Here is a 16,144-nt window from a genome sequence, read left to right as displayed (position 1 = left end):
GTACGCACGGGAGTCTAGGCCCTGATAAAGAGCGGGTAAGCAGCCCGTCACACCCTGAGACGGCGGGAGCCGGTGAGGGTGGGGTTTTCCCCCGGTGGCGGAGGGCGGCGTACCGCATGGCGTGAACGGTGCCGCGCACGGCAGGCTGATCAGCATGACCGCTCCCAGCCCCGCCGCCGACCGGACCGGCGGCTCCGACGAACGCGACGGACACGACGGCCTCCACCGTCTGCCTCCGCCCCGTCCGGCCTACGACGCGCACACCTGGAAGGAGATCGCGTATCTCCTGCTGAACCTGCCGGTGACGCTGTTCGGATTCACGTACGCAGTGACCGTGCTGTCGGTCGGCGGCGCCCTCACCTTCACCGTGATCGGTCTGCCGCTGCTCGCGGTCTCGCTGCTGGGCGCCCGGCAGCTGGGCAAGCTGGAGCGGGCCCGGGCCCGGACGCTGCTCGGGGTGCGGGTGGAGGAGCCGACGCCGCTGCCGCTGGCCCGCGGGGGCGGCCCGGTGCAGCGGCTGTGGATGGCGCTGAAGGACCCGGTGGGCTGGCGCACCCTGCTGTACGACGCCATCCGGCTGCCCTGGGGCATCCTCACCTTCTGCACGGTGCTGACCTCGTTGTTCGTGCTGTGGCCGGTGCTGCCGTATCTGTCGCGGGGCCTGGCGAACGTGGACCGGGCGATGGTGCGCGGGCTGCTGTCGCCCTCGGACGGACTGGAGCGCCGTATCGCCGAACTGGAGTCGGACCGCGGGATCGTGGTCGACACGGCCGCCGCCGACCTGCGGCGGATCGAGCGGGACCTGCACGACGGGGCGCAGGCACGGCTGGTCAACCTGGCCATGGGGCTCGGCCTGGCCAAGGAGAAGCTGCTGGAGGACCCCGACACGGCGGCGGCGATGGTGGACGAGGCGCACGGCGAGGTGAAGCTGGCCCTGCAGGAGCTGCGCGATCTGGCCCGCGGCATCCACCCGGCCGTGCTCACCGACCGCGGCCTGGACGCGGCCCTGTCCTCGGTCGCCTCGCGCTGCACCGTACCGGTGACGGTGGCCGTGGACCTGCCGGCCCGGCCGGCGGCGGCCATCGAGGGCATCGCCTACTTCACCGTGTCCGAGCTGCTGCAGAACATCAGCAAGCACAGCGGGGCGCGTACCGCCTCGGTGGACGTGTGGTGTGCCGACGACCGGCTGCTCATCCAGGTCCGGGACGACGGCCGGGGCGGCGCCCGGCTGGACGACGGCAGCGGCATGCGGGGCCTCGCGGAGCGGCTGGGCGCGGTGGACGGACTGTTCGTGGTCGACTCCCCCGTCGGCGGCCCGACGGTGGTCACCGCGGAACTGCCGTGGCGGGACCGGCAGGAGTAACCGCGGCCAGGACGACTTCACGCGCGCGTGAAGCGCACGACCCGGACCGGACCCATCTGAACCGGACCGATCCGGACCGGGCGCACACGGACCGGAAGAACACGGCCCCACGCGCGCGTGGAGCCCCCACATCTGCCGCGCACGACGGCCCCTCCTGGGCCGGGCGGGTGCCGGGGTGGGGAAAACCCCCGGCTCAAGACGCCGACGGACTCCATGGCCCGGAGTCCCGGCGCGGACGACTCTTGAGATACGGCTGAACCGCCGTGTGGACGACGAGAACGGGACGGCATTCGATGGCCATGGAGTACGGACACGGGTACGGGCGGGGGCACGCGGCCGGCGCCGGCCACCGGCTGCCGCCCGCCCTGCGGGCGCCGTTCGAGGCGCGGACCTGGCGTGAGTTCGGCTATGTGCTGCTGAGCCTGCCGCTCTCCGTGGTGCTGTTCAGCTGGACGGTCACCATGGTCGCCCTCGGCGCGGGCCTGCTGGTGACCTTCCTCGGCATCCCGGTGCTGGCGGCGGCGCTCGCCGGCTGCCGGGGCTTCGGCGTGCTGGAACGGGCGCGGGCGCGCGGGCTGCTCGGCCTGGAGGTGGCCGACCCGGAGCCGCTGCGGACGCGTAAGCCGGGCCCGGCGGCCTGGATGGGCGCGCTGCTCAAGAGCGGCTCCTCCTGGCGGCACGCCCTGTACGCCCTGGTGCAGTTCCCATGGGCGGTGTTCACGTTCTCGGTGGCGGTGACCTTCTGGACCTGCGGCTGGGGGCTGCTGACCTACCCGCTGTGGTTCTGGGTGTTCCCGGCGTACGCCGGGGAGGGCGGTCTGCAGCTGTACGGCGACGCCCACCACAGCGTCTATCTCGACAACCCCTTCGAGATCACCGTGACCGCGCTGGTCGGACTGATCTTCACGCTGGTCACACCGTGGCTCGTCCGGGCCCTGACGACGGTGGACGGGCTGCTGGTGCGCGGCCTGCTCGGGCCGTCGCCGCTGTCGGCGCGGGTGGTGGAGCTGGAGTCGGACCGGGGGACCGTGGTCGACACGGCCGCCGCCGACCTGCGCCGCATCGAGCGCGACCTGCACGACGGGGCACAGGCGCGGCTGGTCAGCCTGGCGATGGACCTGGGGCTGGCGAAGGAGAAGCTGCGGGAGGACCCGCGGACGGCCGCCCGGATGGTGGAGGAGGCGCACGGCGAGGTGAAGACGGCCCTGCAGGAGCTGCGCGACCTCGCCCGGGGCATCCACCCGGCCGTGCTCACCGACCGCGGACTCGACGCGGCCCTGTCGGCCGTCGCCTCCCGCTGCACGGTGCCGGTGACGGTGGAGGTCGACCTGCCGGCCCGGCCGGCACCGGCCATCGAGGGCATCGCCTACTTCACGGTCTCCGAGCTGCTGCAGAACATCAGCAAGCACAGCGGGGCCCGTACCGCCGCGGTGGACGTGTGGCGCACGGAGGACCGGCTGATGCTCCAGGTGACCGACGACGGCGTGGGCGGCGCCGACGTCTCCCGGGGCTCCGGGCTGGCCGGCCTCGCCGCCCGCCTGGACGCGGTGGACGGCGTCCTGTTGGTGGACTCCCCGGCCGGCGGCCCCACCCGGGTGATCGCGGAACTGCCCTGGCGCCCGGGCGCCTGAGAGCGGCCCGCACCCCGCCGCCCGGCATTTCCCCGGCGAGGCGACAGTGACCCCAAGCCCCCCACCTGCGCATTCTCCCGGTACGGCGGCGGTCCGGCCCGATTCCTGGAATGCTGGATCCCCGTAGGACGTCACGGACGGCACACGTCACGGACGAACGGGGACACCGCGGACGCCCGTCCGCACGCACGCGGCACGCCCGCGCGCGCGTGAGGGCGTCGCCGCGGGAACGGGCTGGGGGGGCCGGAAGATCGTGGAGGACAGAGTGCGGGTGGTCATCGCCGAGGATTCAGTGCTGCTCAGGGAGGGCCTGACCCGGCTGCTGACCGACCGCGGCCACGACGTCGTGGCCGGCGTCGGCGACGCGGACGCGCTGATGAAGACCATCGCCGACCTCGACGGCCGGGGCGAGCTGCCCGACGTGGTCGTGGCGGACGTACGGATGCCGCCGACCCACACCGACGAGGGCGTCCGGGCGGCCGTGGCCCTGCGCCGGCTGCACCCCGAACTCGGGGTCCTGGTGCTGTCGCAGTACGTGGAGGAACGCTACGCCACGGAACTGCTGGCCGGCTCCAGCCGGGGCGTCGGCTATCTGCTCAAGGACCGGGTCGCGGACGTACGGGAGTTCGTCGACGCCGTGGTGCGCGTCGCCGACGGCGGTACGGCACTCGACCCGGAGGTGGTCGCGCAGCTGCTCGGCCGCAGCCGCAAGCAGGACGTGCTGACCGGGCTCACGCCCCGGGAGCGCGAGGTCCTCGGGCTGATGGCGGAAGGGCGGACGAACTCGGCGATCGCCCGGCAGCTGGTGGTCAGCGACGGCGCCGTGGAGAAGCACGTCAGCAACATCTTCCTCAAGCTCGGCCTGACGCCGAGCGACGGGGACCACCGGCGGGTCCTGGCCGTCCTCACCTACCTGAACTCCTAGCCGGCCTCCCGTGTCAGCACCGCGCCGGCGTCGCGTCGCCTCCGCCCTTCCCCGTGCCGACGGGTACCCGGACAACAGGCCGCGGAGACCCGTAGGGGGCGGCCGGGGGCCCTGAGGGCGGCCGGAGGAGAGAACCTCGGAACGCGCGGGGAGCGCCTTGACCGGCGCTCCGGCGATGCGGGACATGATGTGAAGTCTGTGAAGTCAGCGCGACAGGCCGTCTCGAACGCCGTCCACTCCCCGGACGGCCTCGGGAAGGCGACCCTAACCGACGTAGGGTTGATCCTGGGACGGTCCGTGGGACGACCGGCCCCGGACAGCCGCCTCGAAGGAGGTCCAGTTCAGTGACCAGCCAGGTCAGCAGCCCAGCGGAGCAGACCGACGGTACCGTCGTGGGAGAGCAGCGCAAACCGGGCGGCACGAAGGACGTGCGGCGCCTGGACCGGGTGATCATCCGGTTCGCGGGGGACTCGGGTGACGGCATGCAGCTCACCGGTGACCGGTTTACCTCGGAGACAGCTACCTTCGGCAACGACCTCTCCACCCTTCCCAACTTCCCCGCCGAGATCCGCGCCCCCGCCGGCACCCTGCCCGGCGTCTCTTCCTTCCAGCTCCACTTCGCCGACCACGACATCCTCACCCCCGGTGACGCGCCCAACGTGCTGGTCGCGATGAACCCGGCGGCCCTGAAGGCCAACGTCGGCGACCTCCCGCGCGGGGCCGAGATCATCGTCAACACCGACGAGTTCACCAAGCGCGCCCTGCAGAAGGTCGGGTACGACAGCTCTCCTCTGGAGGACGGCTCGCTCGACGGCTACAGCCTCCACCCGGTGCCGCTGACCACGCTCACCGTCGAGGCGCTGAAGGAGTTCGACCTCTCCCGCAAGGAGGCCGAGCGCAGCAAGAACATGTTCGCGCTGGGCCTGCTGAGCTGGATGTACCACCGGCCCACCGAGGGCACCGAGAAGTTCCTGAAGTCGAAGTTCGCGAAGAAGCCGGACATCGCGGAGGCCAACATCGCCGCGTTCCGCGCGGGCTGGAACTTCGGCGAGACGACCGAGGACTTCGCGGTCTCCTACGAGGTCGCCCCGGCCTCCAAGGCCTTCCCCGTGGGCACCTACCGGAACATCTCCGGCAACCTCGCCCTGGCCTACGGCCTGGTCACGGCGTCCCAGCAGGCGGATCTGCCGCTGTTCCTGGGGTCGTACCCGATCACGCCGGCCTCGGACATCCTGCACGAGCTGAGCAAGCACAAGAACTTCGGCGTGCGCACCTTCCAGGCCGAGGACGAGATCGCGGGCATCGGCGCGGCGCTCGGCGCGGCGTTCGGCGGCTCGCTGGCGGTGACGACGACGTCCGGGCCGGGCGTGGCGCTGAAGAGCGAGACGATCGGCCTCGCGGTGTCGCTGGAACTGCCGCTGCTGGTGGTGGACATCCAGCGTGGCGGCCCGTCGACGGGGCTGCCGACCAAGACCGAGCAGGCCGACCTGCTGCAGGCGATGTACGGCCGCAACGGCGAGGCACCGGTCCCGGTGGTCGCGCCGATGACCCCGGGCGACTGTTTCGACGCCGCTCTGGAGGCGGCCCGGATCGCGCTGACGTACCGCACGCCGGTGATGCTGCTGTCGGACGGCTACCTGGCCAACGGCTCCGAACCGTGGCGCATCCCCGACCTGGACGAGCTGCCCGACCTGCGGGTGCAGTTCGCCTCCGGGCCGAACCACACGCTCCCGGACGGCACCGACGTCTTCTGGCCGTACAAGCGGGACCCGCAGACCCTGGCCCGGCCGTGGGCGGTCCCGGGCACCCCGGGCCTGGAGCACCGCATCGGCGGCATCGAGAAGCAGGACGGCACGGGCAACATCTCCTACGACCCGGCCAACCACGACTTCATGGTCCGCACCCGCCAGGCCAAGATCGACGGAATCGACGTCCCGGACATCGAGGTCGACGACCCGCACGGCGCGCGGACCCTGGTCCTCGGCTGGGGCTCCACCTACGGCCCGATCACGGCGGCGGTACGGCGGCTGCGCGCGGCCGGCGAGCCGATCGCCCAGGCCCATCTGCGCCACCTCAACCCCTTCCCGCGCAACCTCGGTGCGGTCCTGAAGAGCTACGACAAGGTGGTCATCCCCGAGATGAACCTCGGACAGCTCGCCACCCTCATCCGGGCGAAGTACCTGGTCGACGCCCACTCCTACAACCAGGTCAACGGCATGCCGTTCAAGGCGGAGCAGCTCGCCGCGGCGCTGAAGGAGGCCATCGATGACTGACGCGACCAATGGGCTGCTGCAGCTGGTCCCCAAGGCCGAGGCCAAGCAGTCGATGAAGGACTTCAAGTCGGACCAGGAGGTGCGCTGGTGCCCGGGCTGCGGTGACTACGCGATCCTCGCGGCCGTCCAGGGCTTCATGCCCGAGCTGGGCCTCGCGCGGGAGAACATCGTCTTCGTCTCCGGCATCGGCTGCTCCTCCCGCTTCCCGTACTACATGAACACCTACGGGATGCACTCCATCCACGGCCGCGCCCCGGCCATCGCGACCGGCCTGGCGTCCTCCCGCCGGGACCTGAGCGTGTGGGTCGTCACCGGTGACGGCGACGCCCTGTCCATCGGCGGCAACCATCTGATCCACGCCCTGCGCCGCAACGTCAACCTGAAGATCCTGCTGTTCAACAACCGGATCTACGGCCTGACCAAGGGCCAGTACTCGCCGACCTCCGAGGTCGGCAAGATCACCAAGTCGACGCCGATGGGCTCGCTGGACGCGCCGTTCAACCCGGTGTCGCTGGCGCTCGGCGCGGAGGCGTCCTTCGTCGCCCGCACCATCGACTCCGACCGCAAGCACCTGACCGAGGTGCTGCGCGCCGCCGCCGATCACCCGGGCACCGCGCTGATCGAGATCTACCAGAACTGCAACATCTTCAACGACGGCGCCTTCGACGCCCTGAAGGACCGGCAGCAGGCCGAGGAGGCGCTGATCCGGCTGGAGCACGGGCAGCCGATCCGCTTCGGCGCCGACGGCGCGAGAGGCGTCGTACGCGACCGGCAGACCGGTGACCTGAAGGTGGTGACGGTGACCCCGGAGAACGAGGCGGACATCGTGGTGCACGACGCCCACGCCGCGTCGCCCACCACCGCCTTCGCCCTGTCCCGGCTGGCCGACCCGGACACGCTGCACCACACCCCGGTCGGTGTGTTCCGCTCGGTCGAACGGCCGGTCTACGACTCCCAGATGGCCGAGCAGCTCGACGCCGCCGTCGAGCAGCGCGGCAAGGGCGACCTGGCCGCCCTGCTGGCGGGCGGGGACACCTGGACGGTCGTCGGCTGAGATCCGCTGTGCCGCACGAGGCCCGGGACTGGATTTCCCGGGCCTCGTCGTATGCCCGGCGGCCTCCGTCGCCTGCCCGGCGGCACCCGTCGCCTGTCCGGCGGCTGCCGTCGCCCGCTGCCCGGTGGCTTCCTCCGGCCGCTCAGCGGCTTGCTGCGGCGTCTCCCCGGCGGTCGTCTCCGTCGTCTACTCGGCGGCTCTCGTCGTAGACGCGACGTGACTTCTCCACCTGGGTCATGCGGTCGCTGGTCCACTGGGCGAGGGCCCGCACCTGCTCCGCCGCCTCGCGGCCGAGTTCGGTGAGGGAGTAGTCGACGCGGGGCGGGATGACGGGCTTGGCGTCCCGGTGGACCAGGCCGTCGCGCTCCAGGGTCTGGAGGGTCTGGGTGAGCATCTTCTCGCTGACGCCCCGGCCGCCGTAACCGTTGATCACCCGGCGCAGTTCGCTGAACCGGTAGGACCGGTCCAGCAGCGTGATGAGGATGAGGACGCCCCAGCGGCTGGTGACGTGCTCCAGGACGAGACGGTGGGGGCACATCGCCTCGGCGTCCGCCGTTTTTCCACTTACCAGCATGTCAGTACCTTACTTCAAGGTGGGTACTTTCGCATCGACAGTGCTGCTCCTACGGTGAGTGTCGACACGGCATCCCGAAGGAGTTTTCGAAACCATGAGCATCGTCGTCACCGGAGCCACCGGCCACCTCGGCCGCCATGTGGTGGAGCAGCTGCTGGAGAAGGTCCCGGCGGAGCAGATCACCGCGGTCGTGCGCGACAGGGCGAAGGCCGCCGACTTCGCCGACCGCGGAGTGAGGCTGGCCGTCGCCGACTACAACGCGCCCGAGACCTTCGAGGGCCTGTTCGCCGTCGGCGACAAGGTCCTACTGATCTCCGGCAACGAGTTCGACAAGGGCCGGGTGCGGCAGCACACGGTCGTCATCGACGCGGCGAAGGCGGCCGGCGTGGCCCTCCTCGCCTACACCAGCGCCCCCGGCAGCCTGACGGCCGCGCTGGCGGACGACCACCGGGCGACCGAGGAGGTACTGCTCGCCTCCGGCCTGCCGTACAGCCTGCTGCGCAACGCCTGGTACCACGAGAACTACACCGAGAACCTGGCGCCCGTACTGGAGCACGGCGCGGTCGTCCAGGCCGCCGGCGACGGCCGGGTCTCCTCCGCCTCCCGCGCCGACTACGCCGCCGCGGCGGTCGCGGTGCTGACCGGCGAGGGGCACGAGAACACGACGTACGAGCTGGGCGGCGACGAGGCGTGGGGCTTCGCCGAGTACGCGGCCGAGCTGAGCCGGCAGACCGGCAGGGAGATCGTCTACAGCCCGGTCACGACGGACGCCCTCGTCGGCATCCTGACCGGCGCCGGGCTGCCCGCGCCGCTGGCCGCGGTCCTGGCCGGCGTGGACGCCTCGATCGAGAAGGGCGAGCTGGCCGTCTCCTCCGGCGATCTGTCCCGGCTGATCGGCCGCCCCACCACCCCGCTGGCGGAGGCCGTCACGGTCGCGCTCAAGGGCTGAGGCGCGCCCGCGGGAGGCGCCCGGCAGCCGGGCACCCACGACTGTCACGACCGTATCGCGGAACGGACATGACAGCCGTGGGTGCCCGGCGCTACCTTCGTCCTCGCGCGTCCGTGCCGGGAGCGCGGGCAAGAAGGAGGGGCCGTGGCCGCGACGTCCGATGGTGAGCACCGCATAGGCCTGCTGAACGGTTTCGCCGCGTATGGGATGTGGGGGCTGGTGCCCCTGTTCTGGCCCCTGCTGAAACCGGCCGGGGCCTTGGAGATCCTGGCCCACCGGATGGCGTGGTCCCTGGTGTTCGTGGCCGCCGCACTGGTCTTCGTCCGCCGCTGGGCCTGGGCCGGAGAGCTGCTGCGCCAGCCCCGGCGGCTGGCCCTGATCACCGTGGCGGCCGCGGTGATCACCGTGAACTGGGGCGTCTACATCTGGGCGGTGAACGCCGGCCATGTCGTCGAGGCCTCGCTCGGCTACTTCATCAACCCGCTGGTCACCATCGCGATGGGCGTACTGCTCCTCAAGGAACGGCTGCGGCCCGTGCAGTGGGCGGCGGTCGCGGTGGGCCTCGCCGCCGTCGTCGTGCTGACCGTCGGCTACGGCCGACCGCCGTGGATCTCCCTCTGCCTCGCCTTCACGTTCGCCACCTACGGGCTGGTGAAGAAGAAGGTCGGCCTCGGTGGTGTCGAGTCGCTGGCCGCCGAGACCGCGATCCAGTTCCTGCCGGCGCTCGGCTATCTGCTGTGGCTGACCGCGCACGGCGACGCCAGTTTCGTGAACGACGGCGCCGGACACGCGGCCCTGCTCGCCTCCACCGGCATCGTCACCGCCCTGCCCCTGGTCTGCTTCGGCGCGGCGGCGATCCGCGTGCCGCTGTCCACGCTGGGCCTGCTGCAGTACCTGGCCCCGCTCTTCCAGTTCCTGCTCGGCATCCTCTACTTCAACGAGTCCATGCCGGCCGAGCGGTGGGCCGGGTTCGCCCTGGTCTGGCTGGCGCTGATCCTGCTCACGGGCGACGCGCTGCGCTCCGCGAGGCGGTCGGCACGGTTCACCGTGCCGGCGGCCCGGGCCGTCGAGAGCCCCGTACCGGCGATCGAGAACCCCACGGCCATCGGGACCCCCGCGCCGGCTCCGGCGGACGCCTGAGCGGCGTGGAGCCACCCCTTCCGCCGACAGGCCCCGCTATAAGGGGAACCATGACCCCACAGACGCCCGCCCCACTGCACTGGAAGCTCGTCATCGACGCGGCCGACCCGCACACGCAGGCCGACTTCTGGGCCGCCGCGCTGCACTACACGGCCGAGGACAACAGCGCTCTCGTCGAACGGCTGCTGTCCGCCGGCGCGCTGTCCGGGGAGGCCACCGTCGAGTACCACGGGCGGGTCGCCTTCCGTGACCTGATCGCGGTACGGCACCCCGACGACCCGTACGACCCGCAGACCGGTACCGGGCTCGGCCGGCGGCTGCTGTTCCAGCGGGTGCCGGAGTCGAAGACCGTCAAGAACCGGCTCCATCTCGACGTCCATGCCGGCCCGGAGCGGCGCGCGGACGAGGTGACCCGCCTTCAGGCGCTGGGGGCGCGGGTCCTGCACGAGGTGAAGGAGCCCTCGGGCCAGTGGGTGGTGATGGCTGACCCCGAGGGCAACGAGTTCTGCGTGCAGTAAGCCGCCTCGGGTGCGCCGAGGTCGTGCGCCGGGCGCCCAGTGCGCGCCCGCGCTCCCCTGGCCCGCCGGAGCCGACCACGCGCGACCGCACCGGCCGCGGGGGGCGTTCCGCCATGAGCGCGCGGCCGATCGCACCTGTGCCGCCTCGGCCACGCGGGGCTGTTACGCCCTGAGCGCTCGGGCCGGCCAGGCCTGCGCCACCGTGATCGCGCGGTTCGTCACGCCTGTGCCGCCGTGACCGCGCGGGGTGTTACGCCCGTGACACCGTGGCCTCGCGGTTCGTCACGCCTGTGCCGCCTTGGCCGCGCGGTCGGTCAGGCGGACCATGCGGGCGCGGGCGGCCTCCAGCGGGCGCACGTCGTCCGCCGCGGGGCCCGGCTCGGCGGTGAGATCCGTCCACAGGCCGATCAGGTCGCTCCCCAGCCGCAGCCCCACCTCGGGATCGCGCACCGCGCGCCAGGCGGTGGCGGCACTCCGTACGTTGTCGTACGCGGCGTCCCCGTCCCCTGTCTGGCGGCGCAGCCGGGCGACGTCCACGGACAGCCGGCAGGCGCGGGCGGGGTCGTCACCCAAGTAGGCGATGTAGGCGGACACTTCCCGCAGGTGCAGCACCTCGGCGTGGCGCGGGCCGAACACGGCGGACGCCTCGGTGAGCGTCCGGTCGGCCAGTTCCGCCGCCGCGTCGATACGGCCCGCCCGCACGGCCTCGTTGATACGGCTCATCGGCTCGGCGAGCAATTCCGCACCCTCGGCGGTCTCGGTCAGGGGCCCGTCCCCGAGCACCTCCTCGGCGACGGCGTCGAACCCGCGGGCCGGGGTGTGGGTGGTGGTGGGAACGGAGGGCTCGGCCAGCAGGGCGGCGACCGCCTCCGCGGGCACGTGCGCGACGACTTGGGCGACGGCTCGGGCAGGCACGGGGGTGACGGCTTCCACGGGCACGAGGGCGACGGGCATGGGGGTGACAGCTCCGACAGGTTCGGGGGCGAGGGCTTCGGCGGGTACCGGAGTGGCGGTCTCCGCCGGTACGGCGCTGTCCCCCTCCGCCGGTACGGCACTGCCGGCGGTCCGCGCGTCCATGCGCGCGAGCCGCACACCCACGCCGGTGACCGCCGCGTCCATCACAGGCGGAGGCCCGAACTGGCCGGTCGGCATCTGCACGGCCCCCAACGGCACGGCCGCCGCCGCCACAGCCGCCGACACCGCGGCCCGCTCGGATGCGCCCGGCGCCTGCGGCGCGGTCGCCGGGACCGGCTCCCCCGTCATCCGGCTGGAGCCGTCCGCCGAGACCTCCAGGGGAACCACGCATCCCGCGAGGTCGTCCTGGATCGTGGCGCGTATGGGGGCGCCGAGGCTGATGGCCAGGCGCTGCAGATGGTTCAGCACCGCCTGCTGGATCTCCTCCCCGGGCGCCGCCACGACCGACGTCCCGCCCACCGACGCGCTCCCCGCGGCGAACACCCGGACGTGCACCGCCGGATGCCCCACGGGCTCCTGCGCCCGCCTCTTCTCGAAGCTGAGTCGAGCCATCGGTGTCCCTCACTCCCCCGGCGTCGCGATCCGGTCATACGCATCCTGCCCACCAGTGTGTCGGCTCACCTAGGCTTCCACGTCACCGCGACGTCACAGCCTCGCACCAGCGGGCCCCTGGCAGAAGTTACTTGCGTATGCATAAGATGCACACGCCTTTATTCGCGCTACAGCATGACGTATCTGGGGGACCCCGTGAGCCGCCGCTTTCTCTTCGTCCTGGGCAGCACCCGCGCCGAGGGCAACACCGAGTCACTGGCCCGCAAGGCCGCCGAACAGCTGCCCGCCGACACCGAACAGCGCTGGATCCGCCTCGCCGAGCGGCCGCTGCCCGACTTCGTGGACCTGCGGCACGACAGCGACCACGTACGGCCGCCGTCGGACACCCCCGCCGGCGAGCTGCTGGACGCCACCCTGACGGCCACCGACATCGTGATCGCCTCGCCGCTGTACTGGTACTCGGTGTCCGGCCCCACCAAGAACTACCTGGACCACTGGTCCGGATGGCTGCGCACTCCCGGCATCGACTTCAAGGCGACCCTGGCCGGCCGCACCCTCTGGGGCATCGCCGCACTGGCGGACAGCGAGCCGTCCGTCGCCGATCCGTACGTGGGCACCCTCAACAACTCGGCCGCCTACCTGGGCATGCGGTTCGGCGGGGTCCTGCTGGGCAGCGGCAGCAAGCCCGGCGACGTGCTGGAGGACACCGAGGCACTGGCCCACGCGAAGACGTTCTTCGCACAGGACGCGCCCCTCGCCCGCTTCCCGTACGAGACCGCCGGCGCCTGACCGCTACGCGCTGATGTCCTTCGCCGTGAACCGCGCCCAGGCCGCCGAGCCGAACACGCCCGCGTACAGCGCCTGCAGGCCCAGGTTCCGTATCAGGTCGTCCCAGTAGACCGGATCGCGCATCAGGTCGGCGAACGACAGCCAGTAGTGCGGGAACAAGTAAGGCTGCACCACGTGCAGCTGGGGTATCTGGTCGACGATCTGCACGGTGATGAGCAGGCCGACCGTGGTCGCCATCGCCGCGATACCGCTGTTGGTGAGGGTCGACACGAACAGGCCGAGCGCCGCCACACCGACCAGGGAGGCCGCCACGACCAGGGCGATCAGCAGGGCGCGGCCGAGCCCCTCGGCGAAGCTGACCCGGGTGCCGGAGATCGTCGTCAGCTCCCCGAGCGGGAAGAGCAGTGCGCCGACGATCAGTGCCGAGACGGTGACCACCAGCGTGGCCAGCAGGCAGAAGGCCATCACCGTCGCGTACTTGGTGAGCAGCAGCCGGGTGCGGCCGGCCGGGGCCACCAGCAGATAGCGCAGGGTGCCCGCGCCCGCCTCTCCGGCGATCGCGTCCCCGGCGATGACGCCGACAGCCATCGGGAGGAAGAACGGCAGGGTCGCGGCCAGCGCGGTGAACACCAGGAACAGGCCGTTGTTGGTGATCTGCGTGATGAAGGCCGGGCCCTCGCCGCTGCCGCCGCCCACCGGCGCGCCGTCCCGGGTCTCGATCCGCACCGCGATCCCGACCAGCACCGGCACCGCGGCCAGCACCCCGAGCAGGGCGAGCGTGCGCCAGCGGCGGACGGTGGTGACCAGCTCGCTGTGCAGCAGCCCGAGGGCCCACAGGGGGCTCGGGCGGCGTGTGGCGGCCGGGGGCCGTGACCGCAGGTCAGCCCGCGACATCGAACCCCTCCCCGGTCAGTGCCACGAACGCGTCCTCCAGCGAGGCGCGTTCGACGGTGAGGCCCCGGACGCGGACGCCCTCGGCGACCAGGGCCGCGGTCACCTCGGCGAGGTCCCGTTCGGGCGGTTCGCCGGTGACCCGGTCGCCGTCGGCGGTCACGTCCGCGACGCCCAGCTCCTTCAGCACGCGGGCCGCGTCGGCCGCGTCCGGGGTGGTCACCACCAGCAGGCCGCGCGCCCCGGCCGCCAGGTCGGCCACCGGCCCCTGGACGACGAGCCGGCCCTGCGCCATGACCGCCGCATGGGTGCACACCTGCTCGATCTCGTCGAGGAGGTGGGAGGAGAGGAAGACGGTCGTACCGTCGGCGGCCAGTTCCCTGACCAGGGTGCGGATCTCGCGCATGCCCTGCGGATCCAGGCCGTTGGTGGGCTCGTCCAGGACGAGCAGCCTGCGCGGCTGGAGCAGCGCGGCGGCCAGGCCGAGGCGCTGCTTCATGCCGAGCGAGTACGCCCTGGCCTTCTTCGCCGCGGCAGCGGCGAGACCGACCCGGTCCAGTGCCGCGGCGACCCGGGCTCGCCGGGTGCGCGGGTCGGCGGTCGGGTCGGCGGCGTCGTAGCGCAGCAGATTGTCCCGGCCGGAGAGGAAGCCGTAGAGGGCGGGGCCCTCGATGAGCGCGCCGACCTGCGGAAGGACCGTACGGGCCGCCCGGGGCATGGGCCGGCCGAGCACCCGGACCGTGCCCGCGGTCGGCTCGATCAGGCCCATCAGCATGCGGATGGTGGTCGTCTTCCCGGAGCCGTTGGGGCCGAGGAAGCCGAAGACGCTGCCCGCCGGGACGGTCAGGTCGAGACCGTCCACGGCGAGCTGTCCGCCGCGGTAGCGCTTGGTGAGGCCGCGTGTGACGATCACACCCGGCCGCGTCTCCGCCGGATCCCCCTCCGGCGCGCCGACGCCGTCACGCTCCGGCGCACCGTCCGGGGCGCGCGCGGGTGCGCCGTCCGGATCACGCTCCGCGGTGGACGGTTCGTCCATCGGCTCCCCCTCGATTCGCCGTGCCCCGAAGGGTCAACGCCCGGTTACGCCGCGTAGTTCCCGGTGCCGGTCACTTCCCCGCGTCGGCCGCCTTCACCAGGGCGTCCTTGGTGACCGCGCCGGCGTACACCTTGCCGTCGTCGGTGATCAGGGCGTTGACCAGGCGGGTGGAGAAGACCGTGCCCTTGCCGAACTTTCCGGAGACCTGGTCACCGAGCGAGCCGAGGAAGCCGCCCAGGTCACCGCCCTCGGAGCCGGTCGGCAGTCCGCCCTTGGCGCCGGTGTCGAACGTGGCGACGGACGTCCAGCCCTCACCGAGGACGTTCATCCCCTTCAGGCCCCCGGCGAAGCCCTCGCCGTGCTTCGGGGCGTGCCCCGGCGCCTCGGCGGCGTCCTTCTCCTCGGTGACCTTCGCGCCCTTGGGCGGGGTGAAGTCGAAGGTGGAGGCGGCCGGCCGGGCGAAGGAGACCTGGGTGAAGCCCGCGTCGACCACGGCGGCGCCGCCGCTCTTCGGGGTCAGCGTGAACTTCAGCGGCAGGCCCGTCTTCGCGTCCACGGCGATGCTGATCGCGCCGACCGTGCTGCCGGACTGCCTGGGCTGGATCAGCAGCTTGTAGGCGTCGCGTCCGGCGACCTGCGCGGTGCCGTCGACGGTGACGGACGTGGTGTCGTCCACCGCCTTCAGTGCCTCGTCGGCGAAGTCCTTGGGGGTCGCCGGCGGCTCGGCCTCGCGCTGCTTGCCGGAGCCGGCCGCGGTGGAGTGGTAGACCTCGTTGCTCTTGCTGTCGTAGCCCCAGACGTCCTTGCCGTCGTGGATCAGGCTGTACTCGGCGCCGCTCTCCAGGAGCGACAGTTTCTGCCGGTCGGGGCCGTCGGCGGCGACACGCAGGGTGTGCGTACCGGACGCCAGCTCGGTCAGCTTGGCCTGCGGGTCGGCGGAGGAGCCGTCGTCCGGGCCCCGGCCCGCCCCGGAGACCAGGCCGTCCTCCAGACCGCCGAGGTCGGGCAGGCCGAGGTCGGTGCTGATCTTCACGGTGCCGGACAGCTGCTGCACGTCCGACTTGGCCATCTTCTCGATGAGCTGCTGTGCGCTGATCTTCGGCAGGTCGGGGTCGCCGGAGTCGGCGAGCGCCGGGACGAGCCCGATCGTGGCCGCCGCCACCCCCACCACCGCGACCGGTACGGCGTACCGGGCGGCCTTGCGCCGGCCGGAGCGCGGTTCCTCGTCCCGCGCGGCGCCCACTGCGTCGTCGGATTCGTACGGTGCCATGTGTGCCTTACCTCCGTCGTCGGCGGCGGCTGTCCTCACGCTGGTCCACCTGAGCCGCCATTCTCACCCGAATCGGTGAGGAGTGGTGATTTCCGTGGTTTCCATATGACCAAATCGGCCGTGAGGAAGCGTCAGCCCTCGGAGGCAACTCCGCGTACGCCTGCGGTATGACACGCGACGGCGACATCTCCCCCGACCCGTAGG

The 16,144-nt window shown here is 72.2% G+C and carries 14 protein-coding genes; 9 read left to right on the top strand and 5 right to left on the bottom strand.

What is annotated here, in order from left to right:
- Positions 1 to 154: 154 nt before the first annotated feature.
- The 5 genes from FHS34_RS13225 to FHS34_RS13205 all read left to right on the top strand — a co-directional run bounded on the left by FHS34_RS13225 (position 155) and on the right by FHS34_RS13205 (position 7,246).
- On the top strand, positions 155 to 1,363 hold the full coding sequence (locus tag FHS34_RS13225; RefSeq protein ID WP_184964640.1) for a sensor histidine kinase AbrC1: 1,209 nt from the start codon (positions 155 to 157) through the stop codon (positions 1,361 to 1,363).
- Between the two features lie 293 nt (positions 1,364 to 1,656).
- A complete protein-coding gene (locus tag FHS34_RS13220; RefSeq protein WP_184964638.1) occupies positions 1,657 to 2,994 on the top strand; it encodes a sensor histidine kinase AbrC2 in 1,338 nt (445 codons plus the stop codon).
- Between the two features lie 265 nt (positions 2,995 to 3,259).
- Positions 3,260 to 3,919, top strand: a complete 660-nt coding sequence (locus FHS34_RS13215; RefSeq protein ID WP_308288313.1) for a response regulator AbrC3 — start codon at positions 3,260 to 3,262, stop codon at positions 3,917 to 3,919.
- A 344-nt stretch (positions 3,920 to 4,263) separates the two neighbouring features.
- Positions 4,264 to 6,192, top strand: coding sequence for a 2-oxoacid:acceptor oxidoreductase subunit alpha (locus FHS34_RS13210; protein WP_184964634.1), 1,929 nt, complete (start codon positions 4,264 to 4,266; stop codon positions 6,190 to 6,192).
- A complete protein-coding gene (locus FHS34_RS13205; protein WP_184964632.1) occupies positions 6,185 to 7,246 on the top strand; it encodes a 2-oxoacid:ferredoxin oxidoreductase subunit beta in 1,062 nt (353 codons plus the stop codon). The genes FHS34_RS13210 and FHS34_RS13205 overlap by 8 nt, the downstream gene beginning before the upstream one ends.
- 142 nt (positions 7,247 to 7,388) lie before the next feature.
- Here FHS34_RS13205 and FHS34_RS13200 read toward each other — a convergent pair whose 3' ends face one another.
- Positions 7,389 to 7,820 (bottom strand): winged helix-turn-helix transcriptional regulator, encoded by a 432-nt coding sequence (locus FHS34_RS13200; RefSeq protein ID WP_184964630.1) that lies wholly within the window; start codon positions 7,818 to 7,820, stop codon positions 7,389 to 7,391.
- A 94-nt stretch (positions 7,821 to 7,914) separates the two neighbouring features.
- On the opposite strand from FHS34_RS13200, the gene FHS34_RS13195 reads away from it, so the two are divergent.
- The 3 genes from FHS34_RS13195 to FHS34_RS13185 all read left to right on the top strand — a co-directional run bounded on the left by FHS34_RS13195 (position 7,915) and on the right by FHS34_RS13185 (position 10,427).
- Complete coding sequence (locus tag FHS34_RS13195) at positions 7,915 to 8,769, top strand: SDR family oxidoreductase (protein ID WP_184964628.1); 855 nt, start codon at positions 7,915 to 7,917, stop codon at positions 8,767 to 8,769.
- A gap of 144 nt (positions 8,770 to 8,913) precedes the next feature.
- Entirely contained in the window at positions 8,914 to 9,909 is a 996-nt protein-coding gene (gene rarD, locus FHS34_RS13190) for an EamA family transporter RarD (protein WP_225817598.1), read from the top strand.
- A gap of 50 nt (positions 9,910 to 9,959) precedes the next feature.
- Entirely contained in the window at positions 9,960 to 10,427 is a 468-nt protein-coding gene (locus FHS34_RS13185) for a VOC family protein (protein WP_184964626.1), read from the top strand.
- 282 nt (positions 10,428 to 10,709) lie between these two features.
- Here FHS34_RS13185 and FHS34_RS13180 read toward each other — a convergent pair whose 3' ends face one another.
- Positions 10,710 to 11,954 (bottom strand): hypothetical protein, encoded by a 1,245-nt coding sequence (locus FHS34_RS13180; RefSeq protein ID WP_184964624.1) that lies wholly within the window; start codon positions 11,952 to 11,954, stop codon positions 10,710 to 10,712.
- Positions 11,955 to 12,149: 195 nt separating this feature from the next.
- Here FHS34_RS13180 and FHS34_RS13175 point away from each other — a divergent pair, with 195 nt between their 5' ends.
- Positions 12,150 to 12,743, top strand: coding sequence for a flavodoxin family protein (locus FHS34_RS13175; RefSeq protein ID WP_184965296.1), 594 nt, complete (start codon positions 12,150 to 12,152; stop codon positions 12,741 to 12,743).
- 3 nt (positions 12,744 to 12,746) lie between these two features.
- On the opposite strand, the gene FHS34_RS13170 is transcribed toward FHS34_RS13175, so the two are convergent.
- The 3 genes from FHS34_RS13170 to FHS34_RS13160 all read right to left on the bottom strand — a co-directional run bounded on the left by FHS34_RS13170 (position 12,747) and on the right by FHS34_RS13160 (position 15,940).
- Complete coding sequence (locus tag FHS34_RS13170) at positions 12,747 to 13,637, bottom strand: ABC transporter permease (protein WP_184964622.1); 891 nt, start codon at positions 13,635 to 13,637, stop codon at positions 12,747 to 12,749.
- The gene (locus FHS34_RS13165) at positions 13,624 to 14,670 is read right to left on the bottom strand and encodes an ABC transporter ATP-binding protein (protein ID WP_184964620.1); all 1,047 of its coding nucleotides are present in this window, start codon (positions 14,668 to 14,670) and stop codon (positions 13,624 to 13,626) included. The genes FHS34_RS13170 and FHS34_RS13165 overlap by 14 nt, the downstream gene beginning before the upstream one ends.
- Before the next feature lie 70 nt (positions 14,671 to 14,740).
- Positions 14,741 to 15,940, bottom strand: coding sequence for a LolA family protein (locus FHS34_RS13160; protein ID WP_184964618.1), 1,200 nt, complete (start codon positions 15,938 to 15,940; stop codon positions 14,741 to 14,743).
- Between the last annotated feature and the right edge of the window lie 204 nt (positions 15,941 to 16,144).

The sequence above is a fragment of the Streptomyces echinatus genome (assembly GCF_014203595.1).
GTDB lineage: Bacteria > Actinomycetota > Actinomycetes > Streptomycetales > Streptomycetaceae > Streptomyces > Streptomyces echinatus.
Note: the sequence above shows the minus strand (reverse complement) of the source record. Positions and strands in the feature narration are given on the sequence as shown.

Bases quoted from the DNA above. Each gene is read 5' to 3' on its own strand.
- FHS34_RS13225 (WP_184964640.1), top strand. From the start codon at position 155: ATGACCGCTCCCAGCCCCGCCGCCGACCGGACCGGCGGCTCCGACGAA.
- FHS34_RS13170 (WP_184964622.1), bottom strand. From the start codon at position 13,637: ATGTCGCGGGCTGACCTGCGGTCACGGCCCCCGGCCGCCACACGCCGC.
- FHS34_RS13180 (WP_184964624.1), bottom strand. From the start codon at position 11,954: ATGGCTCGACTCAGCTTCGAGAAGAGGCGGGCGCAGGAGCCCGTGGGG.
- FHS34_RS13220 (WP_184964638.1), top strand. From the start codon at position 1,657: ATGGCCATGGAGTACGGACACGGGTACGGGCGGGGGCACGCGGCCGGC.
- FHS34_RS13205 (WP_184964632.1), top strand. From the start codon at position 6,185: ATGACTGACGCGACCAATGGGCTGCTGCAGCTGGTCCCCAAGGCCGAG.
- FHS34_RS13185 (WP_184964626.1), top strand. From the start codon at position 9,960: ATGACCCCACAGACGCCCGCCCCACTGCACTGGAAGCTCGTCATCGAC.
- FHS34_RS13165 (WP_184964620.1), bottom strand. From the start codon at position 14,670: ATGGACGAACCGTCCACCGCGGAGCGTGATCCGGACGGCGCACCCGCG.
- FHS34_RS13200 (WP_184964630.1), bottom strand. From the start codon at position 7,820: ATGCTGGTAAGTGGAAAAACGGCGGACGCCGAGGCGATGTGCCCCCAC.
- FHS34_RS13195 (WP_184964628.1), top strand. From the start codon at position 7,915: ATGAGCATCGTCGTCACCGGAGCCACCGGCCACCTCGGCCGCCATGTG.
- FHS34_RS13160 (WP_184964618.1), bottom strand. From the start codon at position 15,940: ATGGCACCGTACGAATCCGACGACGCAGTGGGCGCCGCGCGGGACGAG.